Source organism: Blastococcus sp. SYSU D01042 (assembly GCF_054050515.1).
Window position 1 is genome coordinate 183908 of sequence record NZ_JBJGZM010000002.1, and the last position, 25667, is coordinate 209574.

Consider the following 25667-nt stretch of genomic DNA (forward strand, 5'->3'; position numbering starts at 1 on the left):
CGGACCTCCGGCGGCGGGCTCGCGCCCGCCGCCGGAGGTGGTCACCCCACGGTGCTGGCGTACTCGTCCCGCAGCTTGCCCTTCACCATCTTGCCGGTGGGCGTGCGCGGCAGGGTCTCGCGGAAGTGGAACTCCCGCGGGACCTTGAAGCCCGACAGGTGCTGGCGGGCGAAGGCGGCGAGCTCGGCCCCCAGGGCCTCGCTCGGCTCCACGCCGGGAGCCGGCTCCACGAACGCCACCACCCGCTCGCCCATCTCGGCGTCCGGGACACCGATGACGCCGATGTCGGCCACCGCCGGGTGCAGCGTGAAGACGTTCTCGATCTCCTGCGGGTAGATGTTCACCCCGCCCGAGATGATCATGAACGACGAGCGGTCGGTGAGGTACAGGAAGCCGTCCTCGTCGACGTACCCGAGGTCGCCCACGGTCGTCCAGCCCGGGTTGTCCGGGTGCTGGGCGCTCACCGACTTGGCCTCGTCACCGTGGTAGCTGAAGGGCCGCGTGCCGGTCGCCGACGCGAAGTAGACGGTCCCCACCTCGCCCGGCCCGAGCTCCGCGCCGTCGGGCCCGCAGATGTGCAGCGAACCGGGAGTGGTGGGGCGGCCCACCGAGCCCGGGTGCTCCAGCCACGTGGCGGAGTCGATGAACGTGGAGCCCGCGGCCTCGGTCGAGGAGTAGTACTCCATGATGATCGGCCCGAGCCAGTCGATCATGGCCCGCTTCACGTCCGGCGGGCACGGGGCGGCGGCGTGGATGACCATCTTCAGCGACGAGAGGTCGTAGCTGCGGCGCACGTCCTCCGGCAGCTTGAGCATCCGCACGAAGTGCGTCGGCACCATCTGCGTCTCGGTCACCCCGAACCGCTGGATCGCCTCCAGCACGCCCTCGGGGTCGAACTTCTCCATCATCACGACGGTCCCGCCGAGGGACTGCACCGCGGCCATGAAGGCCATCGGCGCCGCGTGGTACGCCGGGGCGGGGGAGAGGTAGACGGTGTGCTCGGTCATGCCGTACAGCAGCTGCAGCACCGCCGACATCGAGCTCTGCTGCTCGACCGACTCACCGGTCAGCGGGCGCTTGATGCCCTTGGGTCGCCCGGTGGTCCCCGACGAGTAGAGCATCGTGTCGCCGCGCGGCTGGTCGGCCAGCGGCGCGTCCGACGCGGCGTCCCGCACCGCCTCGTAGCTCTCGTAACCAGGGAGCTCGCCACCGAAGGACAGCCGGTGCTCCACGCCCGGCGTCTGCAGCTTGCCCGCGAGGTCGGCGAGGTTGGCCGACACGAACAGCACCCGGGAACCGGAGTTCTCGATGATGTAGTCGGCCTCGGCCGCGGTCAGGTGGCTGTTCGCGAACGTCACGTACAGCCCGATGCGCACGCCGGCCCAGTACAGCTCGAGGGTCTCCGGCACGTTGTCGCTGACCACCACGACGGAGTCGCCGGTGGACAGACCGACGGTGTCGCGCAGGAAGTGCGCCGTCCGCCGGCTGTTGTCGTCGAGCTGCTGGTAGGTGAGCGACCGGCCGGAGCCGGTCATCACGACGGCGAGCTTCTCCGGCGTCTTCTGGGCCCAGGTCCCGGGATACACGGGCGTCAGACCCCCAGCTTCGCGGCGATGCGGTCCTGCTGGAACGCCGGGCCGCCGAGCAGCACGTTCCCGGTGATGGCGTTGCGGTAGTACAGGTGGGCGTCGTGCTCCCAGGTGAAGCCGATGCCGCCGTGCAGCAGCATCGTCTGCTTCGCCGCCTCGATGTAGCCGCTGGAGGCCAGGTGCCGGGCGACGGCCGCGTCGAGCGACGCGGTCGGGCTGCCCTCGGCCAGCGACTCCGAGGCCTTGCGGACGGCGGCGTCGGTGAGCGCCCAGTTCGTGTAGATGTCCGCGAGCGGGTGCTTGACGCCCTGGTAGATGCCGATCGGCTGGCCGAAGCTGTAGCGGATCTTGGCGTACTCGGTCGTCATGTCCAGGCAGGCCTTGGTCGCCGCGGCCTGCTCGGCGGCCAGCACCAGGTTCGCCAGGTCGACCACCTGCTCGAGCGCCGCGGCCGCGTCCCCGGCCAGCAGCCGGCCGGGCGTCCCGTCCAGCTGCACCGTGGCGATGCCGCGGGTCAGGTCCAGCGACTCGACGGGCGTGATCGTGAGACCGGGCGCGTCCTTCTCGACGAGGAAGATCCCGTCGGCGGTGGCGACCAGCAGCACGTCGGCCTCCGCGGCGTTGAGCACGGCGGTCTTCGTGCCGGTGAGCGTGCCGTCGTCCACGACGCAGGCCGAGCCGGAGACGGCCCAGTCGCGGCCGCCGGGCTCGCTGACGGCCAGCGTGCCGACGGCGGTGCCCTCGGCGAAGCGCGGCAGCCAGGTGCTCTTGGCGTCCTCGTCGTCGAGCGCGAGCAGCGTGCCGGCCGCGAGGACGCTGGTGGCGAGCAGCGGCGTGGGCACCAGGCCGGCGCCGAGCGCCCGCACGGCGACGACCAGGTCGGACCAGGAGGCGCCGGCCCCGCCGTGCTCCTCGGGGATCGCCAGCCCGGCGATGCCGAGCTCCTGGCTCAGCCGGCGCCACACCGCGGGGTCGAAGGAGGCGTCGGACCCGATGGTCTCGCGGACGGCGGACATCGGCGCCTGACCCGAGACGAACCGCTTGACGCTGCTCGCCAGATCACGCTGGTCGTCGGTGTCGATGAGGGTCACGAGGTCGCTCCTTGGGCGGACGCGGCGGTCACTTGGACAGCTTCAGCTGGTTGAACGGGACGTTCTTGTCGACGCCGGCGTCCTTGGGCAGGCCCAGGACGCGCTCGGCGATGATGTTGCGCTGGATCTCGTTGGACCCACCGGCGGTCGCGCCGCCCGGGGCGGCCAGGATCGAGCGGGTCAGCGGCAGGGTGTCCGGGGTCTGCAGCGCGAGCTCCTCGCCGAAGATCTCCTGCACGAGGTCGGAGACCCACAGCGGGAAGGTGGCGCCGGCCAGCTTGGCCGCCGAGCCGCGGGCACCGATGGGCACGCCGGCCTTGGCCTCCTGGTGCAGCACCGCGCTGTAGGAGCGCATCGCGCTCTCCTTGGCGTAGATCTGCGCGAGCACCCGGCGGATCGACGCGTCGCCCTCGAGACCGCGGGCGCGGACCAGGTCGACGAGGGCGTCGTAGCCCAGCGGGTTGGCGCGGGCGCGGACGCCGGTGCCGATGGTGACCCGCTCGTAGCGCAGCATCGCCACGGCGACCGACCAGCCGTTGTTGACCTCGCCGATCACCGCGTCCTCGGGGACGTGGACGTCGTCGAAGAAGACCTCGTTGAACGGTGCGTCACCGGTGGCCACGACCAGCGGGCGCACCGTGACACCCGGGTGGTGCAGGTCGACGATGAACATCGTGATGCCCTGGTGCTTGGGCCGCGTCGGGTCCGTGCGGACCAGCACGGCGCCGTAGTCGCTGAACTGGGCGCCGGAGGTCCACACCTTCTGGCCGTTGATGAGCCAGCCGTCCTCGACCTTCACCGCGGAGGTCTGCAGGCTCGCGACGTCGGAGCCACCGCTGGGCTCGGAGAACAGCTGGCTCCAGATCTCGTCGCCCCGGAGCATCGGCGGGATGTAGCGCTTCTTCTGCTCCTCGGTGCCGAACTCGAGCAGCGTCGGCGCGGGCATGCCGAGGCCGATGACGAACGGGCCGACCGGCATCCGGAAGTCGGCGGCGACCTCGTTGAACGCCAGCTGCTCGGCGGTGCCGAGGCCCTGACCGCCGTACTCCTTCGGCCAGGTGATGCCGGCCAGGCCCGCCTCCCACAGCCCCTTCTGGAAGGCCTTGGACTCCTCGAGCGTCGCGCCTCCGCCCGGGGCGTTCTCGTCGAAGGGCTTGGCGTTCTGCTGCAGCCAGGCCAGGGCCTTGGCCCGGAACTCTTCGGTCGACATGCTGGTGAGGCCTTCCTGGGGGACTGAGGCGGTCGATAGAACGCGTTCTACCTGCGCGGTGTGGCCATCGTCATACCGGGCTCCGACCGCTGTCAAGGAGCCGACGGCGGACGTCAGGTGAGCAGCTTCTCGGCGGCGAGGCGGATGCGCTGGGCGGCGGCGTCGGCGGTCAGCCGGCCGTTGAGCCAGTCGATCGTGCCGCTGATCCAGAGCGACTCCACCATCTGCAGCGCGAGGCGCTGGTGGTCGGTGAGCTGGTGCCCGCGGCCCCACGCGGCGTGCGCGGCGATGTCGACGAGGGTGTAGTCGGTGCCCTGCGGGGGCTGTGCCGCCTCGTGCGCGCCGAAGGGGGCGGGCGACTGCCGGACCGACAGGGCGGCGTGCGCGAACCCGGGGTCGTTGCGCATGGCCTGGAGGGCGCGGGCGAAGACCTCGCCGGCCCGCCGCTCCGGTGTCGTGGCCCGGGGCGGCCGGGTGCGGACGTCGTCGTCGAGCTTGCCCATCTCGTAGCGGACGGCCGCGAGGAGGAGCTCGTTCTTGGACGGGTAGTAGCGGTAGAGCGTCGCCAGGGCGACCCCCGCGATCCGGGCCACCTCCCGCATCTGGACGGCCTCGTACCCGCCCTGACCGGCGAGCTCGATGGCGGCGCGGACCATGCGCTCGACGCGGGCCGCCTGCGCCTCGGAGTTCCGCCCGGACAACCGTTCCTCGGCCGGGACGACGTCGGTGTCCGGCGCCGCGGGCTGCGTCACGGCCGCCGGTTGCCCAGGACGAGGCTGCCGGACGCGGCGAAGAACATGCCCACGCCCTGCACGAAGCTGATGCCGACGTCCGGCACCTGGGCGAAGGCCTCCCCGCGCAGCTGCCGCACGGCCTCCTGGATGGCGAACATCCCGTACATCCCGGAGTGCGTGTAGGACAGCCCGCCGCCGTTGGTGTTCATGGGCAGCGAGCCCCCCTTGCCGGTGTGCCCGTCGGCGATGAAGTCGCGGGACTCGCCCCGCCCGACGAACCCGAGGTCCTCGAGCATGTAGAGCGGCAGGTGGGCGAAGGCGTCGTAGCCCATGAGGTGGTCGACGTCGCCGTGCGTGATCCCGGCGGTCGCGAGGGCCTCGGCCGAGGAGCGGCGGAAGGCGTGGAAGGAGCCGGGATCGGCCATCTGGGAGACCATCGGCGCCTCGGCGGACTCGCCGGAGCCGAGGAGGTAGACCGCCCGGTCGCCCGCCGGCAGGTCGGCTGCGCGCTCGGCGCTGGTCATCACCAGGGCGCCGCCGCCGTCGGTGACGACGCAGCACATGTCCTTGGAGAACGGCCACGCCACCGGGGGCTGCTCGAGCACCGCCTCGACCGTGGTCGGGGTGTTGCGGAGGGCGCGCGGGTTGCCGACCGCCCACTCCCGCTGGGCGACGACGACCTGGGCCAGCGCCTCGCGCTCGAAGCCGCGCTCGTGCAGGAAGCGCAGCGCCGGCACGGTGAACGTGGAGTACGGGGTGAGCGCGCCGTAGACGGCCTCGAACTGGCCCTGCGCGGACGCGGGGCTCGGCGCCCGGCCGCCCACGCCGACGCGGGACCGGCCGGACTCGCCGTGCGTCACGAGGACGACGTCGGCGGCACCCGCGGCGATCGCGGCGGCGGCGTGGCGGACGTGCAGCAGGAAGCTGCACCCGCCGACCATCGTGCCGTCGAGCCACCGCGGGGTGATGCCGAGGTGGTGGGAGATCTCGTGCACCAGCGGGCCCGCCGTCGCGACCCCGTCGACGTCCCGGATGGTGAGGCCGGCGTCGGCGAGGGCGAGGCGTGCCGCCTCGGCGTGCAGGTTGATGACCGATACGTCGGGCCGGCTGCCGACCTCGGCGGTCTCGGAGGCCCCGACGATCGCGATCTGGCCGCCGTGCATGGACGTGGTGGTCATCGCGCTGCCCCGGCGGGGGTGAAGACGGGGATCGAGTGCTCGCCGCGCTGCTCGAAGGTCACGCGCAGCGGCAGGTCGAGGGGCAGGTTCTCCGGCAGCGGCTCGACGCCGACGACGTTGGTCATCATCCGCGGGCCCTCCTCGAGCTGGACGAGGGCGATGACCAGCGGCTGGTCCGCCGGCGGGATCGGCCGGTGGTTGATGACGTAGGAGACGAGGGTGGCCCGGCCGCTGGTGACCCGCCACTCCACCTCCGCCGACCCGCAGTTCGGGCAGAACGGGCGGGGGTAGAAGTAGTGGCGCGTGCAGCTGGTGCACTGCTGGATGCGCAGCTCGCCGGCCGCCGCTCCCTCCCAGTACGGCGCCGTGTCCGGCGTGGGGAGTGGTTCGGGACCGGGCATCGGCCGTCCTTCCGTCCGCAGCACAAAGAGAACGCGTTCTCGCGAACTGTCGGCCGGTCCGCGACGGCTTGTCAAGTGACCCGCGCGGACCCTTGCGGCTCCGCCGGGCCGGGTAGTAGAACGTGTTCTCGTAGAGCGGCTCCCTTTCCGAGAGGCATGGCATGAGCAACGAACTGGACGGCCGCGTCGTCGTCGTCACCGGCGCCGGCCGCGGCATCGGCGCATCGGTCAGCCGCCTCTTCGCGCAGCAGGGGGCCAAGCTCGTCCTCAACGACCTCGGGGCGAACCCGGACGGCACCGGCGGCGACGAGGGCCCGGCCCGCGAGATCGCCGACGAGATCACGAAGGCGGGCGGCGAGGCGGTCAGCGACGGCGGCGACATCGCCGACACCGCGACCGGCAAGCGCCTGGTCGACCTGGCGCTGGACACCTACGGGAAGCTCGACGTCGTCGTCAACGTCGCGGGCATCCTGCGCGACAGGATGATCTTCAACCTGGACGACGAGGACTGGGACGCCGTCATCCGGGTCCACCTGCGCGGGCACTTCAGCACCATCAAGCCGGCCGCCGCGTACTGGCGCCAGCAGCGCAACCCCGACGGGCACTACCGGATCATCAACTTCACCTCCGACTCGGCGCTGCAGGGATCGCCCGGGCAGCCGAACTACGCCGCCGCGAAGATGGGCGTCATCGGCCTGACCGCCTCGGTCGCCAACGCCCTGGGCCGGTACGGCGTGACCGCGAACGCGATCGCTCCCGGTGCGGCCACCCGGCTCACCGCCACGATCCCGGAGGAGAAGAAGCTCGGCGGCGCGGACCGGCCGGCCGCCACCGACGACTCGCGGTCGCCGGACAACATCGCGCCGATCGTCAGCTACCTGGCCAGTGAGGCGTCGGACTGGATCTCCGGCCGCACCCTCGGCGCCGCGGGCTACGGCGTGACGCTGTGGAACAACCCGGAGGTCCGGGCCAGGATCAGCTCCGACGGGCCCTGGGACCCGGCGGACCTGGCGGCGCAGATCGAGAAGGAGTTCCGGCCGCTGGCCGAGGGGCTCCACCCGTCGATCTTCATGGGCCAGATCCCGACGACGTAGGGGGCAGCGGTGCGCATCGGCTACGGGCTGCGGGGCAGGCCCGGCGACGTCGCCTCGGAGGCGGCGTGGGCGCGGGACCTCGGGATGGACGCGCTCTCCACGTCCGAGGTCGCGAACGACCCGTTCCTCCCGCTCGCCGTCGCGGCGGCATCCGCGGGGGAGATGCGGCTGGAGACCCACATCGCCGTCGCCTTCGCGCGCAGCCCCATGGGCACCGCGAACGCGGCGCACTACCTGCACCTGCTCTCGGGTGGGCGCGCGGTCCTCGGGCTGGGCACCCAGATCAAGCCGCACATCACCCGGCGGTTCGACATGCCCTGGAGCAGCAGGCCGGCGGCGCAGATGCGCGACTACCTCCAGGCGCTGCACGCGATCTGGCGCGACTGGAACCACGGTGAGCAGCTGGCGTTCCGGAGCGAGCACTACAACCACACGCTGATGACCGACACGTTCCGCCCGGCGGCGGCGGACACCGCTCCGGAGGTCCACCTCGCGGCGGTGGGGCCGGTCATGACGCGGCTGGCGGGGGAGCTGGCGGACGGGCTGATCCCGCACGCCTTCAGCACCCCGGAGTTCTTCCGTGCGGTCACCCTGCCGGCGCTGCACGAGGGGCTCGAGCGCGCGGGGCGGGAGCGCTCGGACGTCGTCGTGCACTGCCCGGGCTTCGTCCTGGTGACGGGGGAGGCGGGTGCCTCGGACGAGGACGTGCTCGCGCTCCGGCGGCAGATCGCTTTCTACGGCTCGACGCCGGCGTACGCCGAGGTGCTGCGCATGCGGGACCGCGGCGACCTGCACGAGCAGCTCCACCAGCTGTCGGTCACCGCCGACCCGGAGCGCTGGGCGCGGATGGGTGACCTCGTCGACGACGAGCTGCTGGCGGCCTTCGCGGTCGTCGGCACCCTGCCCGACGTCGCCGACGAACTGCGCCGGCGGTACGGCTCCGACATCGACCAGGTGCACCTCACCCCGCCGGCCGGCACCGACCGCGACGCCGTCGCGGAGTTCCGCCGCCGGCTCACCTGACCGCCGCGCTCAGCCCCAGGCGCTGGGATCGCCCGAGCTGGGCGGGGCCGAGCGGGCCTTGAGCCGGACGGTCGGCAGTGGCGGCGCGGGCAGCCGCTGGACCTGACCCGTGTAGCCCCGCACCTGCCCGAAGCGCTCCGAGCCCGCCTCCCACTCCGCGCGGTACGCGGCGATCTCCTCGTGGGTGCGGCCGATGAAGTTCCACCACATGACCACCGGCTCGCCGAACGGCTCGCCGCCCAGCAGCACCACCCGGGCCGGCCGGTCGCCGGGGTTGGTCAGCGTCAGCCGTCCGCGGCCCGGGGGCAGGTAGCCGAGCTCGGCGCGGCCCAGCTCGACGTCGCCGAAGCCGACGGGCCCCTCGTCGACGAGCACCCCGTGCTCGAAGCCGGGGGAGACGTCGAAGGCGACCTCCGCGAACGGCTCGAGGACCACCTCCGCGCCGAGCAGCGGGGTGTGCGTGGCCACCGGCGAGGTGGACCCGGCGAGCGTGCCGAGCAGCACGCGGACGACGGCGCCGTCCAGGCGCACCACCTCGGGCACGTGGTGGACGAACGAGCGGGGCGAGTGCCGCGCCGCCTCCGGCAGGGCGGTCCACAGCTGCACGCCGTGCAGGGTCCCGGTGCCCGGCGTGGACACCTCGGAGTGCGCGACGCCCGAGCCGCCGGTCATCAGGTTGAGCTCGCCGGGCCGCACGAGCGCGTGCGCCCCGGTCGTGTCGCGGTGCTCGATCTCGCCGCTGAACAGCCAGCTCACCGTCTGCAGGCCGGTGTGCGGGTGCGGCGGCACGTCCATGCCGCCGGTGCGGACGACGTCGTCGGGGCCGTAGTGGTCGGCGAAGCACCAGGCGCCGATCAGCGACCGGGCGCGCTGCGGGAGCGTCCGCCGCACGCTCATCGCGCGCGGCCCGCCCAGCGGAACCTCTCGACTGGTGATGACCTGCACCTCGCTCACCCCGGGGAGCCTGGCACACCTCCGCCCGGGTGTGCCCCCGCCGCGGCACGGGGTAGGTGCAGGGCATGGCATCGACACTGGTGAGACCGCGTTCGGGCAAGGTCCTCGCGGGGGTGTGCGCCGCGCTGGCCGACCGGTTCGGCGTCTCCCGCGGGCTGGTGCGGGTGGCGTTCGTGCTCTTCGGCCTCTTCGGCGTCGGCGAGCTCGTGTACATCGCGCTGTGGATCATGATCCCGAAGGCGCCGTGATCCCCGCGGTGGCCGGTGCGACGTCGCCGGGTCAGCCCGCGAACTCCCGCACCGGCAGGCCACGCACGCCGACAGCCGCCCGGAACAGGGAGCCGGCCAGCGGGTCGGCGCCCGGGGGGAGGTTCTCCCGCGACGTGGTGATGAACAGCTGGTCCAGGGCCGGTCCGCCGAAGGTGCAGGCGGTGACCATGCCGACGGGCACCTCCACCACCTCGTCGTGCACGCCCTCGGGGGTGAAGCGCCACACCTCGCCCCGGTCGGCGAGGGCCACCCAGATCCCGCCGTCCCGGTCGACGGTGAGCCCGTCGGGCAGGCCGCCGTCCGGTATCTCGGCGAAGGGCCGCCGCCCGTGCAACCCGCGGACGCGGTCGTAGTCGAAGACGTCGATCCTCGAGGTCGGGGTGTCGTCGTAGTAGGCCAGCGAGCCGTCGGGGCTCCACTCGAGCCCGTTGGACACCGTGACGCCCTCGACGACGGCGGTGACGCCGCCGTCGGGGTCCAGCCGGTGGAGCGTGCCTGCGCCCGGGCGCTGGTCGTAGGCCATGGAGCCGCAGTAGAAGCGGCCGTCGGGATCGCAGCCGCCCTCGTTCATCCGCACCTGCTCGTCGTCCCAGACCGGGCGCAGGCGGGAGAGCGAGCCGTCCGCATCCTCGAGGGCGAAGCCGCGCTCGACCGCGAGCACCGCGCCACCGCCGCGACGCGGCCGCACCGCGGCCACCACCGCGCCGACGTGGCGGCGGCCGATCGTGCCGTCCTCGGCGAGGGACAGCACGTCGCCGGCCAGCATGTCCACCCAGCGCAACCCGCCCCAGGAGGGCGACCAGACCGGCCCCTCCCCGTGGTAGGCCACGGGGTCGGTGATCTGCTCAGCGTGCATCGGACCGTCCTCTCCCAGTGGATCGCGCACCGAGTGCCCCGGCCGGCGGCCCGGCCAAACCGACGCTGCCGTTGCGGCAGACTCGTCCCGTGCAGCTGCGCCGTCCCCGTCGTGTCCTGGTCCTCGGTGGCGCTCGCTCCGGCAAGTCGTCCTACGCCGAGGGGCTGCTCGCCGGCGAGCGCGACGTCGAGTACGTGGCCTGCGGCGCCGCGCCCGGTCCCGACGACGCCGAGTGGGCCGACCGCGTGGCGCGGCACCGGTCCCGCCGGCCGGCGTCCTGGCGCACCACCGAGACCCTCGACCTCCCGGCCGTCCTGGGCGTCGCCGGACCGCCGGTGCTGGTCGACTGCCTCACCACCTGGCTGGCCGGGGTCATGGACGAGTGCGGCGTGTGGACCGACGAGCCCTGGGCGGACGACCGGCTGGCCGCAGCCGTCGACGAGCTGTTGGCGGCGTGGACCACCACCCGGCGGCGCGTGGTCGCGGTCAGCAACGAGGTGGGCAGCGGCATCGTCCCGGCCACCGCCTCGGGCAGGCGCTTCCGCGACGAGATGGGCATCCTCAACGCCCGGGTGGCGGCCGGCACCCCGCGCGTGTGGCTGGTCACCGCCGGGCTGCCGCGACGGTTGCGGTGACCATCGGTTTCGCAGGGCCGGTCGTCGGGCAGGTGCGGGACCGGTAGCGCCTCCCGGAACACCCGGGGGCCACCGGACGCCCGTTGCCCGGGCGATGACGCGAGGGGTCCCCCGTGCGAGCGATGGTCTACCGCGGGCCGTACAAGGTCCGGGTCGAAGAGAAGCCGATGCCGGTCGTCGAGCACCCGAACGACGCCATCGTCCGGGTGACCCTGGCGGCGATCTGCGGCTCCGACCTGCACCTGTACCACGGGCTCATGCCGGACACCCGGATCGGCCACACCTTCGGCCACGAGTTCATCGGGGTCGTCGAGCAGGTCGGCTCCTCGGTGCAGAGCCTGCAGGTCGGCGACCGGGTCATGGTGCCGTTCAACATCTTCTGCGGCAGCTGCTGGTTCTGCGCCCGCGGCCTGTACTCCAACTGCCACAACGTGAACCCGAACGCGACGGCCGTCGGCGGGATCTACGGCTACTCGCACACCACCGGCGGCTACGACGGCGGGCAGGCGGAGTTCGTCCGGGTGCCCTTCGCCGACGTCGGGCCGGTGAAGATCCCCGACTGGATGCACGACGAGGACGCCGTCCTGCTCACCGACGCCGCGGCGACCGGCTACTTCGGCGCCCAGCTCGGGGAGATCGCGGAGGGCGACACCGTCGTGGTGCTGGGCGCGGGCCCCGTCGGGCTGGTCGCGGCCCAGTCCGCCTGGCTGATGGGGGCGGGCCGGGTCATCGTCGTCGACCACCTGCAGGAGCGGCTGGAGAAGGCCCGGACCATGGCCTACGCCGAGACGCTGGACTACGACGAGCACGACGACGTCGTGGTGGAGCTCAAGAAGCAGACCGACTACCTGGGCGCCGACGTCGTCATCGAGGCGGTGGGCGCAGAGGCCGACGGGAACCTCACCCAGCAGCTCACCGGCCCCAAGCTCAAGCTCCAGGGCGGGGCGGCGACCGCGCTCAACTGGGCCATCGACGGCGCCCGCAAGGGCGGCACGATCTCCGTGGTCGGCGCCTACGGACCCATCCCCAACGCGGTCAAGTTCGGCGACGCGCTGAACAAGGGCCTCACCCTGCGGATGAACCAGACGCCGGTGAAGCGGCAGTGGCCGCGGATGTTCGAGCACGTGCGCAACGGCTTCCTGACCCCCCGGCAGATGGTCACCCACCGCTTCCCGCTCGAGGGGATCCCGGAGGCCTACCACGTGTTCTCCAGCAAGCTCGACGGCTGCATCAAGCCGCTGATCCTGCCCAGCGCGGCCTGAGCGGAGGAGCCGAGATGACCGACGCGACCAGCCGGAACGGCGACATCCCCAGCGCCTATGTCCGCGACAAGCGCACGCCGCCGCCCAGCAGCGAGGAACTGCGGGCCCGGATCCCCGGGTGGGGCGTCGACCTCAACCCGGCCGACCGGCCCTCGTACCCGAGGCTGCAGTACCCGGCCGACACCGGCGCGCACTGGGACTTCCCCGAGCGGCAGCAGGAGTTGTGGCCGCGCGAGCGCTCCATCGAGCACGCGTTCGTCACCCCGGTCTTCGGCACCGCCCAGCCGCCGAAGGGGCTCTCCGGCGTTGTCCGGAAGTACGCCTACGCCCGCTTCAGCGAGGGCCGGCTGGCGCACTGGCTGCTGCTGGTCGCCGGCGACCGTATCGACGCGGCCGAGCACCGGCTGCGCTCGTTCGCCTCGACCCGTCCTGACGTCCCGGCCACCGGGGTGGGCAGCGAGCTCACCCACGGCGGGCTCCGCTCGCGGCGGGGCCGCTCGGACGCCCGGCACCACCTGCTCGACCCGGTCGTCGTCGCCGGGCCGTGGATCGCCACGGCCGGCGCGGTGGTGCTCGGCGTCCGCCGGCTGGTGCGGCCGCGCCGCTAGTCGTCGCGGGGGAAGAGCAGGCCGAGGCCCATCCGGGTCGGCGGCCGGAAAGGCTTCCAGTCGTGCCGCGGCTGGGCGAGCCGGTCGGCGACCACCCACAGCACGGCCGGGTCGTGCCCCATCCCGAGGTGGCTGGCGTGCACGGCGACGTTCTCGCTGCGCGGGCCCGGCTGCTGGCGGCACGCGCGCCAGTCGACGACGCCGTCCCAGCGCGAGTAGACCGCGGTGCTCGGCACCTGCAGCGGTCGGCCGTCGCGGCTGCCGAACGGGGAGCCGAGCGAGACGACCTGCCGGACCTGGCGCGGCACCCGGCGGGCCAGGGTGCGCGCGAAGATGCCGCCGAGGCTCTGCCCGACGATGCTCACCGCCGTGCCGTGCCTGGCGGCGAGCCGGTCGAGCAGGCGGGGCAGGGCGTCGAGGACCTCCTGCGTCGGCCCGCGGTTGCGACCCAGCTCCCACCCGACGACGGGGTAGCCCAGCCGCCGCAGCCAGATGCGGAGCACCCGCGTGGAGGCGTCCGAGGCCATGAGGCCGGGGAGCACCAGGACCGGGTGCGGCTCACCACGCGGAGCCAGCTGGAGGAGGGGCAGGGCCGCGGCGAACGCACCGGCGCTGGCGACCGCGCGGACCGGTTCGGTGGCCGCGAGGAAACCGGTCCGGCGCCGGCGCGGCGGGGCGGGAGGCTCGGTCACGGCCTCAGTCGGCCGTCGGCGGCAGCAGGCGCGGGGCGAAGACCTCGTCGATCGGCCGCGGGCCGACGTACTGGCGGCAGGTGCAGGGCACCCAGCTGTGCCCGGACCAGCGGCCGCGCTTGTCGTAGGTGTCGCGCCGGAGCTCGGCGTAGCAGGTCGAGGTGTCCCGGTCGTGCTGGCTGAGCGCGTGCCCGCACCCGCAGACGGGGGTGACCGGCGGAGGAGGGGCAGGGCGGCGCCGGCCCAGCCGCCCGGCCAGGAAACCGGACGCCAGCAGGACGCCGCCCACCAGCAGGCTCACCGGATCCATCTCCCGACGGTAGCGCGGCCGCGCCACCGCCCGCCTCCGGCGGAACCCTGATCCCCACCCCGATGCGCCGGGATGCGGACCGGCCGGTTTCGCCCGATCGTGCACGATTGATCCGCTGTGGGATGGGGCACAAGAGGTTTGTGGACACGTACGCCGTAGGGTTCGCCCGCCCGGACCGCTGGTCCAGCGGCGAGCCCGCCGAGCAGGCACACCCCTGGCACGCAGTCGAGGCGCACCGCCTCCCCGCCGAGCTCGACGGGGAGATCGAGCTGGCCGTGTGCGGCGCGATCGTGCAGGTCTGGGGTTCGCAGAAGTGGCAGCGCGTCGGAGCCGGGCGGACCGCCTGCCCGGAGTGCCAGGAGGCGACCGCCGTCGGGAAGACGCTCACCTCCGCGCGTTGAGCCGCCGGGTCAGTCGCGGGCGGGTTTGCGGCCGCTGATCGCCGAGAGCCCGGTGATCTCGCGCCCCACGATCAGCGCCTGCACCGAGTCGGTGCCCTCGAAGGTGAAGATCGCCTCCATGTCGGCGTGGTGCCGGGCGACGTGGTGCTCGAGCAGGATGCCGTCGCCGCCGAGGATGTCCCGCGCGTCGGCGACGATCGCCCGCGCCTTGGCCGCGCAGTTCATCTTGGCCAGCGAGGCCATCGCCGCGGTCATCCGGCCGTCGTCGGCCAGCGTCGAGAGCCGCCAGCACATCAGCTGCATGGTGGTGATCTCGGCCAGCATCCGGGCCAGCTTGTCCTGCACCAGCTGGAAGCCGGCGATGGGCTGGCCGAACTGCTCACGCCGCAGCGCGTGCGCCAGCGCCAGCTCGTAGGAGGCCATCGCCACTCCCAGCGCGCGCCAGGCCACGGTGTACCGGGTGCGGTCCAGCATCCGGGACACGTCCTTGAAGGAGTGGCACTCGGCGAGCTTGTTCTCCGCCGGCACGCGGACCCCGGTCAGCGTGATCTCGGCCTGCCACACCGCCCGGAGCGCCGTCTTGCCGGTCATGACCGTCGCCTCGTACCCGGGCGTCCCCTTGTCGACGACGTAGCCGCCGACGGCGCCGTCCTCCCCGCGGGCCCAGATGATCACGTGGTCGGCGATCGAGCCGTTGCCGATCCACTTCTTCTGCCCGTCCAGCACGTAGGAGTCGCCGTCCCGCCGGGCCGAGGTCTCCAGGCCGACGGCGTCGGAGCCGTGCGCGGGCTCGGTGAGCCCGAAGGCGCCGATCGTCTCCAGCCGCGCCATCGCCGGCAGCCAGCGCTCCCGCTGCTCCTCCGAGCCGAGCACCGCGATCGACTGCATCGCCAGGAAGCTGTGCACCCCGTTGAAGGTGCCGACGCTGCCGTCGGCGCGGGCGAGCTCGGCGGCGACCAGGCCGGCGGCCACGTTGCTCATGCCCGGGCAGCCGTAGCCCTCGATGGTGCCGCCGACGATGCCGAGGCCGGCCAGCTTCGGCACGAGCTCGAAGGGGAACTCGGCGCGGTCCCAGTACTCGTTGATGCCCGGCGTCACCTCCTGCTCGCAGAAGGCGCGGACCCGGTCGCGGATCGCGAGGTCCTCCGGGGCCAGGAGCTCGTCGAGGACGTAGAAGTCGGGGCTCGGCGCGGTCACCTGCCGGACGCTACGACTCCGACGGGCATGCTGCTCGTCGTGCGCATCCTGATCGCGCCCGACTCCTTCAAGGGCAGCCTGTCGGCCGACGCCGCCGCCGGCGCGATCGCCGAGGGCGTCGTCCGCGCGCTGCCGGGTGCCGAGCCGGTGCTCCGCCCGGTCGCCGACGGGGGAGAGGGCACCGTCGCGGCCGCGCTCCGGGCGGGGTACCGGCCGTCGACGGTGCGGGTGAGCGGCCCCGACGGCCGGCCCGTGGACGCCGTGCTCGCCCTGGAAGGCGGGACGGCGGTCGTGGAGCTGGCGACGGCGGCGGGCCTGGGCGTGCTGGACCGGCCGGCTCCGATGACGGCGACCACCCACGGCGTGGGCGAGCTGCTGCGGCACGCGCTCGACGCTGGAGCTCGGCGGATCGTGCTGGGCATCGGCGGCAGCGCGACCACCGACGGCGGTGCCGGGATGCTGCAGGCGCTGGGGGTGCGGCTGCTCGACGCGTCCGGCGCGGAACTGCCGCCCGGCGGCGGGAGCCTGGCCGCCCTCGACCGGATCGACACCGCCGGCCTGGACCCGCGGCTGGCCGACGTGGACCTCGTCGTCGCCTCCGACGTGGACAACCCGCTGGCCGGACCCGCCGGCGCGGCGCACGTCTTCGCTCCGCAGAAGGGCGCGTCGACCGCCCAGGTGGCGGAGCTGGACGCGGCGCTGCGTCGCTACGGCGCCGTCCTGGCCCGCGACCTCGGCGCCGACGTGGCGGCGGTCCCGGGAGCCGGGGGAGCCGGCGGCACCGCTGCCGGGGCGCTCGCCGTCGGGGCCCGGCTGGTCTCCGGAGCCGGGTTCGTCTGCGACCTGGTCGGGCTCCGCGCGGCGATGACCGGGGCGGCCCTGGTGGTCACCGGCGAGGGGTCGCTGGACACCCAGACGCTGCACGGCAAGGCGCCGGCCGAGGTGGCGCGGCGTGCCCGCGCGGCCGGCGTGCGCTGCCTGGCCCTGGCCGGGCGGGTGGCGCTGGGGGCGGAGCAGCTCGCCGCGGCCGGGTTCACGGCGGCGCACGCGCTGACCGAGGTGGAGCCCGATCCGGACCGCTGCCTGGCCGAGCCCGCGCGGGTCCTGGCCGAGCTCGCGGCGGCGGTGGTCCCCGGGTGGGTGGCTCAGGGGCCGCCGAGGAGCCCGCGGGCGTAGGCCGCCTGCCCGACGTGCTGGAGGTCGTCGGAGAGCACGCTGACCAGCCGGACGCCGAGGGTGACCGGCGGGTCGTAGCGCTCGTCCACGACCCGGTCCAGGTCGTCGTCGGTGAGGTCGGCCAGGAACTCCGCCGTCCGGGCGTGGACGGCTGCGGCGTACCCCAGGAGCAGGTCGGTGGCCGGCACGCGCACCGCCGCCACCTGCTCGGCGTCGAAGCCGTAGCCGGTGGCGGCGGTGTCGAACGGCAGAGCGAAGCGGTCGGCCCAGCCCTCGTCCGTCCAGACCTGCGGCCGGCCCGCCACCTCGGCCACGTGGTCGTCCTGGACGCGGAGCAGGTGCCAGGCCAGCCAGGCGACGGTGTTCGCGCCGGGGCCCGGCCTGTGGGCCAGGTCGTCGGGCTCGAGGCCGTGGAGGGCGGAGCGGAGGGTCTCGTCGACCTGGTCGAAGGCGTACCGGAGGAGGTCAGCGCTGCGCATGCGCCCGGGCATACCCGGGCCGCGCGGACCTGACCGTCAGGAGGGGTGGGCGCCCCCGACGGCCTCGTCGGTGGACTCCTCGGGCTCGCTCTGCGCCTCGAGGTCGGCGGCCTGCTCGGGGGTCTCCATCTCGAGGGCGATGTCGCGGGGCTGGGGCTCAGGCGTCGTCATGCCCCCACCCTGGCCCAGGACGGCACGGTCAGCACGGCGAACGGGCGCGCCGGGTCAGCTGCGCCGAGCGACCACCCCGAAGGAGACCGCGCCGACGCCGACCTGCGCGAACAGCAGGAGGGCCAGGCACATCTCCACCGAGGCGCCGAAGGCGATGGCGATCGCGGCGGTGGCGGTGAGCGGGAAGGAGGCCAGGCCGAGCACGGCCAGCGCACGGGTGAGGACGGCGTCGTCGCGCTCGTCGCCGGTCTGCGTCCAGGCGCGCTCGAACGTCGTCGCCCGGTCCGGGCGCCGGAGCACCCGCCAGCCCATGACGGCGGCGACGACGAGGCCGAAGGCCGCGCCCTGCAGCAGGCCGTCGCCCATGTTGCCCGGGCCGTGCTCGCGGAGCAGCAGGCCGACGGTCAGCACGACCGCGAGCGTGCCGCCGAAGAGGAGCAGGAACGTGGCGATCTGCTTGGCGGAGGGCTGGTCAGCCGACATGGAAGATCTCCTCGACGGTGCGGGCGAAGTGCCGGGCGATGGCGATGGCCAAGGGGAGGGACGGGTCGTAGCGACCGGTCTCGATGGAGTTCACGGTCTGCCGGGAGACGTCGAGGGCCTCGGCGAGCTCCCGCTGGGACAGGCCGGCCGCCAGGCGCAGCTCGCGGACGTCGTTCTCCATCGGCTCCCCATGAGGTCAAGGGACCTTGACATGACAAGCGTGCGTGACGCGGCCCTGCGGTGTCAAGCGTCCTTGACGTCTTGTTGTGCAGCGGTGTAGGTCGCTATCATCGCCGCATGACGATGCCGGGTGTGCTGGTGGACGAGGGGCGGGCGTTGTCGGCGGCCGCCTGCCTGTTCCGCAGCCTGGGCGATCCGACGCGACTGGCGATCCTGCAGCACCTGGCGGCGGGTGAGCACAAGGTCGTCGACCTGACCGCGCACCTCGGCCTCGCGCAGTCGACCGTCTCGGCGCACCTGGCCTGCCTGCGCGACTGCGGACTGGTCTCCTCCCGGCCGCAGGGGCGGGCGTCGATGTGGTCGCTCGCCCACCCCCGCGAGCTGGTGGGTCTGCTCGCCGGTGCCGAGCGGCTGCTCGCTGCCACGGGCGACGCGGTGGCCCTCTGCCCCGCCTACGGCGAGGCGGCGTCGCGGTGACCGTGGCTGCGCTCGTCCTCTACGTCGTGGCGCTCGTCGTCCTGTTCGGCGTGCGGTCGTGGGTGCAGGTGCGGCGCACCGGCTCGGCCGGGTTCCACGGCATCTCCGGCACCCCGGCCGACGCCGGCTGGTGGGGCGGCGTGCTCTTCGTCGTCGCGATCGCGCTCGGGCTGGGCGGGCCGCTGCTCGCCGTCACCGGAGTCGTGCCCGTAGCACCGCCGACGGCCGTGCAGGTGGTGGGCCTCGGGGTCGCCCTCGCCGGCTTCGCCGCGACCCTGGCGGCGCAGACCGGCATGGGGGCCTCGTGGCGGATCGGCGTCGACCCCGAGGACCGGACGGAGCTCGTGACGACGGGCGTGTTCGCGCTCGTCCGCAACCCGATCTTCACGGCGATGGTGACGGCGCAGGCCGGGATGGTGCTGATGGTGCCGTCGTGGGTGAGCGTCCTGGCGCTCGTCGCCCTCGTCGTCGCGGTGCAGCTGCAGGTCCGCGCCGTCGAGGAGCCCTACCTCCGGGAGGTCCACGGCCGGTCCTACCTCGCCTACGCCGCGGCCGCCGGACGGTTCGTCCCGGCCGTGGGCCGCCTCCCCGCTCCCTGAGCCGGGGGCCGGTCGCCGTCAGTCCAGGAAGGAGCCGATGGCGAGCGCTGCGCCGACGAGCAGGAGCAGCAGGAGCACCACCGTCGTCACCGCCGGGACGACCACCCAGCGGCGCTTGAAGCGGAATCTCCGCCGCGGTCGGGCCGGGGGAGGGGCGGGGCGCTGCTCCGCGACCGGACGGGACCGGGCCCCCTTCTCGCGCCTGCCGTCGGCCTTGCGCTCGCGCCGGCTGTCGGCGAGGTGCCGCGCCTGGTCGCGGGCGTCACGGGCGACGGACCCCAGCAGCGAGCGCGACGCCGACGCCAGCGCGAGCAGGTCGGCGGCGTCGATGCGCTCCGCCGCGTTGCCGGGGACCGGCCCGGGCGGCGGCGGCGCGACCGGCGAGGCGGCGGGGCCGCCGGCGCGGGCGCGACCGGAGGCGACGTCCTCCAGCTGGGACCGCGCGACCGCCGAGGTGCTCCGCTGGGCGGGGTCCTTCGTCAGCAGGCCCCGCAGCACCGGCTCGAGGGGGCCGGCGCGGAGCATCGGAGCAGGCGGTTGCGAGACGACGCTCATCAGCGTGGCCATCGACTCGCCGCCGTCGAACGGCGGACGCCCCTCCACCGCGGTGTAGAGGGTGGCGCCCAGCGACCACAGGTCGACGGGCGGGCGCGGCTCGTCGCCGTGCGCGCGTTCCGGGGCCATGTAGGACGGCGAGCCGATCAGGGCCCCGTTCGTCGTCAGGCTGGAGTCGCCGGTGGTGGTGGCGATGCCGAAGTCGGTGAGGCACCCGGAGCCGTCGGACCCCACCAGGACGTTGGCCGGCTTGACGTCGCGGTGCACGATGCCGAGCGTGTGGGCGGCACCGAGGGCGTCCAGGACGTCCAGTCCGATGCGGGCGACCTCGGCCGGGGGCAGCGGTCCCCGCTCCTCGACGATCTCCTGCAGGCTGCGGGCGCTGACGAGCTTCATGACCAGCCAGGGCTTCCCGCTCTCCTCGACCACGTCGTAGACCGTGGTGACGTGCGGGTGCTCCAGCTGGCCGGCGGCGCGCGCCTCGCGCATGGTGCGCTCGCGCAGGACGGCGCGCTCCCCCTCGGTGACGTGCAGCGGGAAGGTGACCTCCTTGACCGCGACCTGCCGCTCGAGGACGAGGTCGGTCGCCAGCCAGACGGTGCCCATGCCGCCCTGGCCGAGCACGTGTCCGAGCGAGTACCGGCCTGCGATGACACGTGTCTGCGGTCCGGTGTCGGCGCTCATGGCCCCGTGCCTACCCAGGCGCACCGGTCCGGACGCCTTCCGACGATCATCCGGTCCGGGCCCTGTCGACAGGGAGAACGCGGACGAGCCCGCCGGTCGGTGACCAGCGGGCTCGTCGCGACGTCCCGGTGCAGGGCGATCGCTACGCCGGCGGCGGCCCGAGGTACGTGCCGATCGTGTGGAAGGTCCACAGCGCCCGGGCGCACTGCTCGCGGTTGTTCGCGCGCAGCGAGGGGAAGGGGAACGGCTCCGGGATGCCGGCGTAGAAGGTGTAGGGGTACGCGATCTCCCCGGACTCCTCCATGAGCTCGCACTGGTCGTAGGGGCTGCCGAACCCCGGCACGCTCGGGACGCGAGAAGCCACGGTGCGGACGCAGTCGCTGAACCGGAAGCCCTCGGCCTCGATGCCGAGCTCGGCCAGGGAGGCCGGGATGCTGGCGCAGGCCTGGGCCGGGTTGGCGACCTTCGCGGCGTTCGCCTGGCCGGACGGCGCCGCCGACGCGGTCGTGGCGCTGGTGGCCACCGCGGCGAAGGTGGCCGCAGCCACCATGCCGACACGGACGGACTTCTTCATCGATGTTCTCCTCGTTCTCTGGGGTCGTCAGGTTCCGCCGGGGAAGAGCGGCGCTCGTCCCGGGTCGATCTCGCCGTGCGCGATGCCGCTCATCACGGAGATGCAGTCGGCTCGGTTCTGGAGCACGTGGGTCTGCGCGAACTGCAGGGTGATCGGGTACGGCCCGAAGCGAGCCTCGATGCCGGTGCGGCACTGGGCGGCGATGGCTGCGGTCGACAGCTGGCCCTTGCCCTGCGCCCAGCTGCTGGCGCAGCCACCGGTGGTCGGGACCCTGCGCACGTAGGTCCCGTCCTGCGAGCCCGTCGCCCCCTCGTACGAGGCCGAGTACTCGATGGCGAACCAGTTCCCGTCCGCGCAGAGGCGACCCGGCGGGTCCGGCGGCGCTGCGACCGCCGGTCCTGCCATGGCCACCACCGACACCGCGGCGCCGCAGAGCACCGCCAGGGTCGACCGTCGTCGTCCTGTCATTGCTTCCCTTCCGGGGTCCACATCCAGTCGGCGGCGGACGGTACTGGCCGCATTCGGGCGGCGACAAGGTGTTCCCGCGCCGCTCGACGTGCTGCCCGGACGAGGTCGGAAGCCCTTGTCGCAGGCGGTGCGGAGCCGGTAGGAATCGCCGGTTGAGCCCGCGGTCAGCGGCCCGCCGGCCAACGTTGCGGTTCTGCATCACGGGTCGGTCCAGGCCGTGGCTTGCGGTGGAACTCGGCCGACTCACACGTGCGGAGGGCCGACGTCCCGCAGACGACCACGCCGGCTCGTGCCGGCGCTGCCCGCTGCCGTGCTCGCCCTCCTGACCGCGTGCAGCGGCGGGGCCGGCGCCGACGTGGACGCGACGGAGGTCCCCGCCCCACCGGCGGACTTCGCGGCGACCGCGGAGGTCGACCGGGTGCTCCAGGTGGTCGCCGGCACCGGCGGCGCGGCGTGGATCCTCACCGAGGAGGACGGCGCTGCCGCGGTCCACCGGTTCGACCCCACTGAGGAGCTCACCGAGGTCACGCGGCCGACGGGCCAGGGGCACCAGATCGCGGCCCACGGCGACGGCGTCGTCGTCACCCGCCGGGCCGGCGCCGCCGAGGAGTGCGAGGAGACGGCGGTCGAGGCCCTGGTGGTCGACGCCGCGGGAGGGACGGTCGCCGAGGCGGGGCCCGCCCCGGTGTGGTCCGCCTCCTCCGGCTGGGTGGAGAAGGGGCCGTACCGCAGGTACCCGACCTGGCCACGGCCCCCGAGCCCACGGCGCGGGGATCGGCGGGCCAGCTGTTCGTCCTCGAGGGCGCCGGCGTGGTCCGTCGCTGGTGCGCCGGACCCGACGGGCCGATGAGCTCGGAGGTCCTCGAGGTGCCGGCCGACCTCTTCGTGCAGCTCTACGAGCCGCAGGTGTGGCTGACCTTCGACGCGAGCGGTGAGTGGGGCGGGTGGGGCTCGAACCCACGACCCAGGGATTATGAGTCCCATGCTCTGACCGGCTGAGCTACCGCCCCCGAGCTCACAGCCTGCCAGAGAGGCGCGGATCACACCGGCGCCCTCGGCGGCGAAGGCGTGCTGGTCGCGACGGCGAGTCCTCACCCCGGGCGACCGCCGGCACCGTTATCGGGCTGTGACATGGCCGCGATCCGCTTGTAGCGTTCCCTGCGGTCCAGCCGAGCTCCGCCGTCGACACCCGAGGGCCTCGGCCGGACCCCGCCGAACCCGCCGGCCTGATGGCCGGGGGACCGGGGACCCACCGCAGTTCTGGGGTGAGTCCTGCCCGCGCACGGGGACGTGGGGCAGGTAGGGCACCTAACGGCCCGAACCCGTCAGCTAACCCGGTAGGCGGACGTGAGGAACGGAGAACCGTCGCGTTGGCGACCCTGCACCACCGCATCAGCACCACTCCCCGGAGGCGCCGGCTGCGCACCTCCCTCGCCACCGGCGCCGTCCTCGCCGCCGCCCTGATCGCCGCGCCGGCCGCGCTGGCAGCCCCCGCGGACGACGCGCGGGTCGACGAGGCGCAGTCCGCGCACGACGCCGTCGCCGCGGAGATCGCCGCCCTCGGCGCGCGCGTCCAGGAGGCCGAGGACAACCTGCAGCGGATGACCCTCGAGGCCGAGGCGGCGAGCGGGAACGCGCTGGCCGCGCAGGCCGCGCTCGACGCCGCCAACCGGGAGGCCGAGCGCGCCGCCGCCGCCCTCGCGGAGGCGGAGCGGGCGGTCGGCGAGGCCGAGGACGACGTCGCCCAGATCGGGCGGCAGGCCTACATGGGCGGTGGCCAGGAGTCGTCCTTCGGCGACATCCACCTGCTCCTGGAGGCGGAGGGCCCCGCGGAGCTGCTCCAGCAGGCCGCCACGCTCGACGTCCTCGGGGCACAGCGGGCGGAGACGCTGGGCGCCATGGAGATCGTGCGGGTGCAGCAGGCCCGTGCCGAGCGGGATGCCCAGGCCACCGTGGCCGAGCGGGACCGCGCCTCCGCCGCGGCCGCCGAGGCGCACGCCGCCGCGGAGGCCCAGCTGGCCGGCGCGCAGGCCGAGTTCGACACCGTCGCGCTGGAGAAGCTCGGGCTGGCCGAGAAGCTGCGGGCAGCGGAGATCCGACTGCTCGAGATGCAGGGCGCTCGCGACGCTGCCGTGGCCTGGGAGGCCCAGCAGGCGGCCCGCGAGGCGGCCGCCGCTGCCGCGAGCGCCGTCACCACCACCGCCGTGCCCTCCGGCCCGGCCAGCCGTGCCGGGGGCAGCGCCCTCGCCTCGGCCGGCGGGGCCACCGCCCCGACCACGGGCCGGGTCACCTCCTGCTACGGCTCGCGGTGGGGGACGCTGCACGCCGGCGTCGACATCGCCGCGCCGATCGGCACGCCGGTGCACGCTCCCGAGGGCGGCGTCGTGCTCCAGGCCGGCCCCGCCAGCGGCTTCGGCCTCGCCGTCGCGGTGCAGCACCGCGACGGCACGATCACCCTCTACGGCCACGTGAACCAGTTCTTCGTGAGCCCTGGGCAGGTCGTCGCCTCCGGCGAGCAGATCGCCGAGGTCGGCAACCGCGGGCAGTCCACCGGCCCGCACCTGCACTTCGAGGTGCACGAGGGCGGCCTCTACGCCAACCGCACCAACCCGGTGCCGTGGCTCAGCCAGCGCGGCATCTCCCTCGGCGGCTGCTGACCGGCGCATCGGCGCCCGTACCGGATCATGGAGCGGTGCGGGCGCCGGGGGGAGCGGACACCACCTGGCTCCGTGCGGCGCTGCTGGTCCTGCTGCTGGCCGCCGCGGTGGTCCTCGCCCTGACCGTCGAGCTCCCGGACGTCGACCTCGTCCGGGGCCGGCTGCGCGGCGCGGGCCCGGGGGGCTGGGCTGCGCTCGTCGGTGGCGTCGGGCTGGTGCTCATGGCTCCGGTGCCGCGCACCGCCGTCTCGGTGCTGCTCGGCGTGGTCGTCGGCTTCCTCCCAGGGCTCCTGGTGGCGCTGACCGGCGCGCTCCTGGCCGCCGTCCTCAGCTTCGGGCTGGCCCGCGGGCTGGGCCGAACCGCCGTGACCCGGCTCGCGGGCACCCGGCTGGCCCGGCTGGACCGGCTCCTCGTCGACCGCGGCTTCGTCCCGCTGCTGGTCGGCCGGCTGCTCCCGGTGGTCCCGTTCGTCGTGCTCAGCTACGGCGCCGGGCTCACGGCGATGCGGCTGCTGCCGTACGTGGCGGCCACCGCGCTGGGGATCCTCCCGAGCACCGTCGTCCAGGTCGGCGTGGGGGCGACCGCGCCGGCGCTGGTCTCGGGCGCCACGGCGGCGCTCGCCCTGCCGCTGGCCGCGGTGGTCGTCGGCGTCCTCTGGTACCGACGTCGTCGGTCGGGCGTCAGCCCCTCCTGAGCAGCCGCCCCAGCAGCCCCCCGGCGCCGCCCACCGTGCGGGCGGCCAGCTGGAGGATCGGCCCGCCGGGGATCCCCGGCACCTTCTGCACGATCGGCGCGAGCTGGAGCAGGCCGCCGACGTCGTGCACCGTGATCTGCCGCCGGGCCGCGGCGGGCACCGGGTTGATCCGGCCGGACGCCGCCTCGAGCAGCAGCTCGGCCGAGCCCTGGACGGCGGGCCCCTCGTGCGTGCCCGCAGGAACGGCGTGCACCTGCCAGCCGTCGGGGTCGGCGTCGAACGACCAGCCGCCGTCGGGCGTCGCCAGGGTCACCCGGCCGGTGATCCCGCACGAGGTGGCCAGCGCACCGGTCACGTCCACCAGCGCCGCCAGCCCCGACTGCAGCACCGCGGGCGGCGGCGGCTCGGCGCCGCAGGACACGAGGTCCAGCCCGTGCACGGCCAGCTCGTACGCCTGCCCGAGGACGACGCTGAGCAGCGGCAGCCGGCCGACGACCGACACGGTCGGTGCGGTGTCCAGCTCGACCGGCTCCTCGGCCAGGTACCGGGCGGTCGCCTCCCGGTTGCGGTGCAGCGCGGCGAGCACCTCCTCGCGGGTCGCGCCGGCGTGCGCCGCGGTGACCCGGGCGTTGACCGCGTCCGGATCCGGCTGTGCCCCCGTGGCCCCGGTGCGGGCGGAGGCGACGAGGTCGGCCATCGCCGCGTGGTCGTCCCAGCAGCCCAGGTGCACGCAGATCTCGTGCGCGCGCCACCCCGGCAGGCGGGAGGGTCGGTCGAGGTCCACCCGCTCGGCCTGGTCGAGGAAGGCATCCCAGGCGGCCAGCACCCGCGCGCCCACCTCGTCCCGGCCGGCGTCGGCCATGCCCTGGTGCAGTCCCATGGTCCTCGCCTACCCAGGCGGCGGCGCGGCAGGCATGGGACACCGCTCACGCCGTGTCCACCCCGGCCTCACCCCCGGGGGTGAG

General features: G+C 74.3%; 32 protein-coding genes, 1 tRNA gene and 1 riboswitch. Of the genes, 13 read left to right on the top strand and 20 right to left on the bottom strand.

Annotated elements, in window-relative coordinates; all coding sequences use genetic code 11:
- Positions 1-41: 41 nt before the first annotated feature.
- From ACI79H_RS05060 to ACI79H_RS05085, 6 genes are all read right to left on the bottom strand, one after another.
- The gene (locus ACI79H_RS05060) at positions 42-1586 is read right to left on the bottom strand and encodes an acyl-CoA synthetase (protein ID WP_456553284.1); all 1545 of its coding nucleotides are present in this window, start codon (positions 1584-1586) and stop codon (positions 42-44) included.
- A 5-nt stretch (positions 1587-1591) separates the two neighbouring features.
- Positions 1592-2680: an acyl-CoA dehydrogenase family protein gene (locus tag ACI79H_RS05065; protein WP_456553285.1), complete on the bottom strand. Its 1089-nt coding sequence runs from the start codon at positions 2678-2680 to the stop codon at positions 1592-1594.
- Positions 2681-2708: 28 nt separating this feature from the next.
- Complete coding sequence (locus tag ACI79H_RS05070; protein ID WP_456553286.1) at positions 2709-3890, bottom strand: acyl-CoA dehydrogenase family protein; 1182 nt, start codon at positions 3888-3890, stop codon at positions 2709-2711.
- A 113-nt stretch (positions 3891-4003) separates the two neighbouring features.
- On the bottom strand, positions 4004-4642 hold the full coding sequence (locus tag ACI79H_RS05075; protein WP_456553287.1) for a TetR family transcriptional regulator: 639 nt from the start codon (positions 4640-4642) through the stop codon (positions 4004-4006).
- The gene (locus ACI79H_RS05080; protein ID WP_456553288.1) at positions 4639-5802 is read right to left on the bottom strand and encodes a thiolase C-terminal domain-containing protein; all 1164 of its coding nucleotides are present in this window, start codon (positions 5800-5802) and stop codon (positions 4639-4641) included. Before ACI79H_RS05080 ends, ACI79H_RS05075 begins: the two co-directional genes overlap by 4 nt.
- Positions 5799-6203: a Zn-ribbon domain-containing OB-fold protein gene (locus tag ACI79H_RS05085; protein ID WP_456553289.1), complete on the bottom strand. Its 405-nt coding sequence runs from the start codon at positions 6201-6203 to the stop codon at positions 5799-5801. Before ACI79H_RS05085 ends, ACI79H_RS05080 begins: the two co-directional genes overlap by 4 nt.
- A gap of 161 nt (positions 6204-6364) precedes the next feature.
- On the opposite strand from ACI79H_RS05085, the gene ACI79H_RS05090 reads away from it, so the two are divergent.
- Both ACI79H_RS05090 and ACI79H_RS05095 read left to right on the top strand, forming a co-directional pair.
- Complete coding sequence (locus ACI79H_RS05090; protein WP_456553290.1) at positions 6365-7297, top strand: SDR family oxidoreductase; 933 nt, start codon at positions 6365-6367, stop codon at positions 7295-7297.
- Between the two features lie 9 nt (positions 7298-7306).
- A complete protein-coding gene (locus ACI79H_RS05095) occupies positions 7307-8320 on the top strand; it encodes a TIGR03617 family F420-dependent LLM class oxidoreductase (RefSeq protein WP_456553291.1) in 1014 nt (337 codons plus the stop codon).
- Between the two features lie 9 nt (positions 8321-8329).
- Here the strand turns inward: ACI79H_RS05095 and ACI79H_RS05100 are convergent, their stop codons facing one another.
- Positions 8330-9274, bottom strand: coding sequence for a pirin family protein (locus ACI79H_RS05100; RefSeq protein WP_456553292.1), 945 nt, complete (start codon positions 9272-9274; stop codon positions 8330-8332).
- An 80-nt stretch (positions 9275-9354) separates the two neighbouring features.
- On the opposite strand from ACI79H_RS05100, the gene ACI79H_RS05105 reads away from it, so the two are divergent.
- Positions 9355-9522 carry a PspC domain-containing protein gene (locus ACI79H_RS05105; protein WP_456553293.1) on the top strand — a complete coding sequence of 56 codons (168 nt, stop codon included), beginning with the start codon at positions 9355-9357 and terminating at the stop codon, positions 9520-9522.
- Between the two features lie 31 nt (positions 9523-9553).
- On the opposite strand, the gene ACI79H_RS05110 is transcribed toward ACI79H_RS05105, so the two are convergent.
- The gene (locus ACI79H_RS05110) at positions 9554-10399 is read right to left on the bottom strand and encodes an SMP-30/gluconolactonase/LRE family protein (RefSeq protein WP_456553294.1); all 846 of its coding nucleotides are present in this window, start codon (positions 10397-10399) and stop codon (positions 9554-9556) included.
- 89 nt (positions 10400-10488) lie between these two features.
- Between ACI79H_RS05110 and ACI79H_RS05115 the strand changes: the two genes are divergently transcribed.
- The 3 genes from ACI79H_RS05115 (at position 10489) to ACI79H_RS05125 (ending at position 12904) form a co-directional block, all read left to right on the top strand.
- The gene (locus ACI79H_RS05115; protein ID WP_456553295.1) at positions 10489-11034 is read left to right on the top strand and encodes a bifunctional adenosylcobinamide kinase/adenosylcobinamide-phosphate guanylyltransferase; all 546 of its coding nucleotides are present in this window, start codon (positions 10489-10491) and stop codon (positions 11032-11034) included.
- A 122-nt stretch (positions 11035-11156) separates the two neighbouring features.
- Complete coding sequence (locus ACI79H_RS05120; protein WP_456553568.1) at positions 11157-12296, top strand: zinc-dependent alcohol dehydrogenase; 1140 nt, start codon at positions 11157-11159, stop codon at positions 12294-12296.
- A 14-nt stretch (positions 12297-12310) separates the two neighbouring features.
- Complete coding sequence (locus tag ACI79H_RS05125; protein ID WP_456553296.1) at positions 12311-12904, top strand: hypothetical protein; 594 nt, start codon at positions 12311-12313, stop codon at positions 12902-12904.
- Here ACI79H_RS05125 and ACI79H_RS05130 read toward each other — a convergent pair.
- Positions 12901-13596 carry an esterase/lipase family protein gene (locus ACI79H_RS05130; RefSeq protein ID WP_456553297.1) on the bottom strand — a complete coding sequence of 232 codons (696 nt, stop codon included), beginning with the start codon at positions 13594-13596 and terminating at the stop codon, positions 12901-12903. The two genes, ACI79H_RS05125 and ACI79H_RS05130, sit on opposite strands and share 4 nt — an antisense overlap.
- A 4-nt stretch (positions 13597-13600) precedes the next feature.
- The gene (locus ACI79H_RS05135) at positions 13601-13906 is read right to left on the bottom strand and encodes a hypothetical protein (protein WP_456553298.1); all 306 of its coding nucleotides are present in this window, start codon (positions 13904-13906) and stop codon (positions 13601-13603) included.
- Positions 13907-14046: 140 nt separating this feature from the next.
- On the opposite strand from ACI79H_RS05135, the gene ACI79H_RS05140 reads away from it, so the two are divergent.
- The gene (locus tag ACI79H_RS05140; RefSeq protein ID WP_456553299.1) at positions 14047-14307 is read left to right on the top strand and encodes a hypothetical protein; all 261 of its coding nucleotides are present in this window, start codon (positions 14047-14049) and stop codon (positions 14305-14307) included.
- A 9-nt stretch (positions 14308-14316) separates the two neighbouring features.
- On the opposite strand, the gene ACI79H_RS05145 is transcribed toward ACI79H_RS05140, so the two are convergent.
- A complete protein-coding gene (locus ACI79H_RS05145) occupies positions 14317-15504 on the bottom strand; it encodes an acyl-CoA dehydrogenase family protein (RefSeq protein WP_456553300.1) in 1188 nt (395 codons plus the stop codon).
- 39 nt (positions 15505-15543) lie between these two features.
- On the opposite strand from ACI79H_RS05145, the gene ACI79H_RS05150 reads away from it, so the two are divergent.
- Positions 15544-16680, top strand: a complete 1137-nt coding sequence (locus ACI79H_RS05150; RefSeq protein WP_456553301.1) for a glycerate kinase — start codon at positions 15544-15546, stop codon at positions 16678-16680.
- Here ACI79H_RS05150 and ACI79H_RS05155 read toward each other — a convergent pair.
- From ACI79H_RS05155 to ACI79H_RS05170, 4 genes are read right to left on the bottom strand one after another with little or no spacing between them, the layout of a single operon-like run.
- The gene (locus tag ACI79H_RS05155) at positions 16650-17159 is read right to left on the bottom strand and encodes a mycothiol transferase (protein WP_456553302.1); all 510 of its coding nucleotides are present in this window, start codon (positions 17157-17159) and stop codon (positions 16650-16652) included. The genes ACI79H_RS05150 and ACI79H_RS05155 overlap by 31 nt on opposite strands.
- A 36-nt stretch (positions 17160-17195) precedes the next feature.
- Entirely contained in the window at positions 17196-17330 is a 135-nt protein-coding gene (locus ACI79H_RS05160) for a hypothetical protein (protein ID WP_456553303.1), read from the bottom strand.
- A 54-nt stretch (positions 17331-17384) separates the two neighbouring features.
- Positions 17385-17813 carry a hypothetical protein gene (locus tag ACI79H_RS05165; protein WP_456553304.1) on the bottom strand — a complete coding sequence of 143 codons (429 nt, stop codon included), beginning with the start codon at positions 17811-17813 and terminating at the stop codon, positions 17385-17387.
- Positions 17803-17994, bottom strand: a complete 192-nt coding sequence (locus tag ACI79H_RS05170; RefSeq protein ID WP_456553305.1) for a helix-turn-helix transcriptional regulator — start codon at positions 17992-17994, stop codon at positions 17803-17805. The genes ACI79H_RS05165 and ACI79H_RS05170 overlap by 11 nt, the downstream gene beginning before the upstream one ends.
- Before the next feature lie 116 nt (positions 17995-18110).
- Between ACI79H_RS05170 and ACI79H_RS05175 the strand changes: the two genes are divergently transcribed.
- Together ACI79H_RS05175 and ACI79H_RS05180 are read left to right on the top strand one after the other, a co-directional pair.
- On the top strand, positions 18111-18470 hold the full coding sequence (locus tag ACI79H_RS05175) for an ArsR/SmtB family transcription factor (RefSeq protein ID WP_456553306.1): 360 nt from the start codon (positions 18111-18113) through the stop codon (positions 18468-18470).
- Entirely contained in the window at positions 18467-19069 is a 603-nt protein-coding gene (locus ACI79H_RS05180; protein ID WP_456553307.1) for a methyltransferase family protein, read from the top strand. Before ACI79H_RS05175 ends, ACI79H_RS05180 begins: the two co-directional genes overlap by 4 nt.
- Before the next feature lie 18 nt (positions 19070-19087).
- Here ACI79H_RS05180 and ACI79H_RS05185 read toward each other — a convergent pair whose 3' ends face one another.
- The 3 genes from ACI79H_RS05185 to ACI79H_RS05195 form a co-directional block, all read right to left on the bottom strand.
- Complete coding sequence (locus ACI79H_RS05185) at positions 19088-20308, bottom strand: serine/threonine-protein kinase (RefSeq protein WP_456553308.1); 1221 nt, start codon at positions 20306-20308, stop codon at positions 19088-19090.
- Between the two features lie 142 nt (positions 20309-20450).
- On the bottom strand, positions 20451-20882 hold the full coding sequence (locus ACI79H_RS05190; RefSeq protein WP_456553309.1) for a hypothetical protein: 432 nt from the start codon (positions 20880-20882) through the stop codon (positions 20451-20453).
- Positions 20883-20909: 27 nt separating this feature from the next.
- Positions 20910-21350 carry a hypothetical protein gene (locus tag ACI79H_RS05195; protein ID WP_456553310.1) on the bottom strand — a complete coding sequence of 147 codons (441 nt, stop codon included), beginning with the start codon at positions 21348-21350 and terminating at the stop codon, positions 20910-20912.
- 289 nt (positions 21351-21639) lie between these two features.
- Here ACI79H_RS05195 and ACI79H_RS05200 point away from each other — a divergent pair, with 289 nt between their 5' ends.
- A complete protein-coding gene (locus tag ACI79H_RS05200) occupies positions 21640-22200 on the top strand; it encodes a hypothetical protein (RefSeq protein WP_456553311.1) in 561 nt (186 codons plus the stop codon).
- Positions 22201-22286: 86 nt separating this feature from the next.
- On the opposite strand, the gene ACI79H_RS05205 is transcribed toward ACI79H_RS05200, so the two are convergent.
- A tRNA-Ile gene (locus ACI79H_RS05205) sits at positions 22287-22360 on the bottom strand.
- 190 nt (positions 22361-22550) lie between these two features.
- A riboswitch (cyclic di-AMP (ydaO/yuaA leader) is annotated at positions 22551-22709 on the top strand.
- Positions 22710-22720: 11 nt separating this feature from the next.
- Here ACI79H_RS05205 and ACI79H_RS05210 point away from each other — a divergent pair.
- Entirely contained in the window at positions 22721-24007 is a 1287-nt protein-coding gene (locus ACI79H_RS05210) for a M23 family metallopeptidase (protein WP_456553312.1), read from the top strand.
- Between the two features lie 35 nt (positions 24008-24042).
- On the top strand, positions 24043-24702 hold the full coding sequence (locus ACI79H_RS05215) for a TVP38/TMEM64 family protein (RefSeq protein ID WP_456553313.1): 660 nt from the start codon (positions 24043-24045) through the stop codon (positions 24700-24702).
- Here ACI79H_RS05215 and ACI79H_RS05220 read toward each other — a convergent pair.
- Positions 24689-25582 carry a maleylpyruvate isomerase N-terminal domain-containing protein gene (locus ACI79H_RS05220; RefSeq protein WP_456553314.1) on the bottom strand — a complete coding sequence of 298 codons (894 nt, stop codon included), beginning with the start codon at positions 25580-25582 and terminating at the stop codon, positions 24689-24691. The two genes, ACI79H_RS05215 and ACI79H_RS05220, sit on opposite strands and share 14 nt — an antisense overlap.
- Positions 25583-25667 lie beyond the last annotated feature (85 nt).

Coding starts and splice junctions, on each gene's coding strand:
- ACI79H_RS05070 (WP_456553286.1), bottom strand. CDS start 3,890: ATGTCGACCGAAGAGTTCCGGGCCAAGGCCCTGGCCTGGCTGCAGCAG.
- ACI79H_RS05080 (WP_456553288.1), bottom strand. CDS start 5,802: ATGACCACCACGTCCATGCACGGCGGCCAGATCGCGATCGTCGGGGCC.
- ACI79H_RS05085 (WP_456553289.1), bottom strand. CDS start 6,203: ATGCCCGGTCCCGAACCACTCCCCACGCCGGACACGGCGCCGTACTGG.
- ACI79H_RS05090 (WP_456553290.1), top strand. CDS start 6,365: ATGAGCAACGAACTGGACGGCCGCGTCGTCGTCGTCACCGGCGCCGGC.
- ACI79H_RS05110 (WP_456553294.1), bottom strand. CDS start 10,399: ATGCACGCTGAGCAGATCACCGACCCCGTGGCCTACCACGGGGAGGGG.
- ACI79H_RS05120 (WP_456553568.1), top strand. CDS start 11,157: ATGGTCTACCGCGGGCCGTACAAGGTCCGGGTCGAAGAGAAGCCGATG.
- ACI79H_RS05125 (WP_456553296.1), top strand. CDS start 12,311: ATGACCGACGCGACCAGCCGGAACGGCGACATCCCCAGCGCCTATGTC.
- ACI79H_RS05135 (WP_456553298.1), bottom strand. CDS start 13,906: ATGGATCCGGTGAGCCTGCTGGTGGGCGGCGTCCTGCTGGCGTCCGGT.
- ACI79H_RS05155 (WP_456553302.1), bottom strand. CDS start 17,159: ATGCGCAGCGCTGACCTCCTCCGGTACGCCTTCGACCAGGTCGACGAG.
- ACI79H_RS05160 (WP_456553303.1), bottom strand. CDS start 17,330: ATGACGACGCCTGAGCCCCAGCCCCGCGACATCGCCCTCGAGATGGAG.
- ACI79H_RS05165 (WP_456553304.1), bottom strand. CDS start 17,813: ATGTCGGCTGACCAGCCCTCCGCCAAGCAGATCGCCACGTTCCTGCTC.
- ACI79H_RS05170 (WP_456553305.1), bottom strand. CDS start 17,994: ATGGAGAACGACGTCCGCGAGCTGCGCCTGGCGGCCGGCCTGTCCCAG.
- ACI79H_RS05175 (WP_456553306.1), top strand. CDS start 18,111: ATGACGATGCCGGGTGTGCTGGTGGACGAGGGGCGGGCGTTGTCGGCG.
- ACI79H_RS05185 (WP_456553308.1), bottom strand. CDS start 20,308: ATGAGCGCCGACACCGGACCGCAGACACGTGTCATCGCAGGCCGGTAC.
- ACI79H_RS05190 (WP_456553309.1), bottom strand. CDS start 20,882: ATGAAGAAGTCCGTCCGTGTCGGCATGGTGGCTGCGGCCACCTTCGCC.
- ACI79H_RS05195 (WP_456553310.1), bottom strand. CDS start 21,350: ATGACAGGACGACGACGGTCGACCCTGGCGGTGCTCTGCGGCGCCGCG.
- ACI79H_RS05220 (WP_456553314.1), bottom strand. CDS start 25,582: ATGGGACTGCACCAGGGCATGGCCGACGCCGGCCGGGACGAGGTGGGC.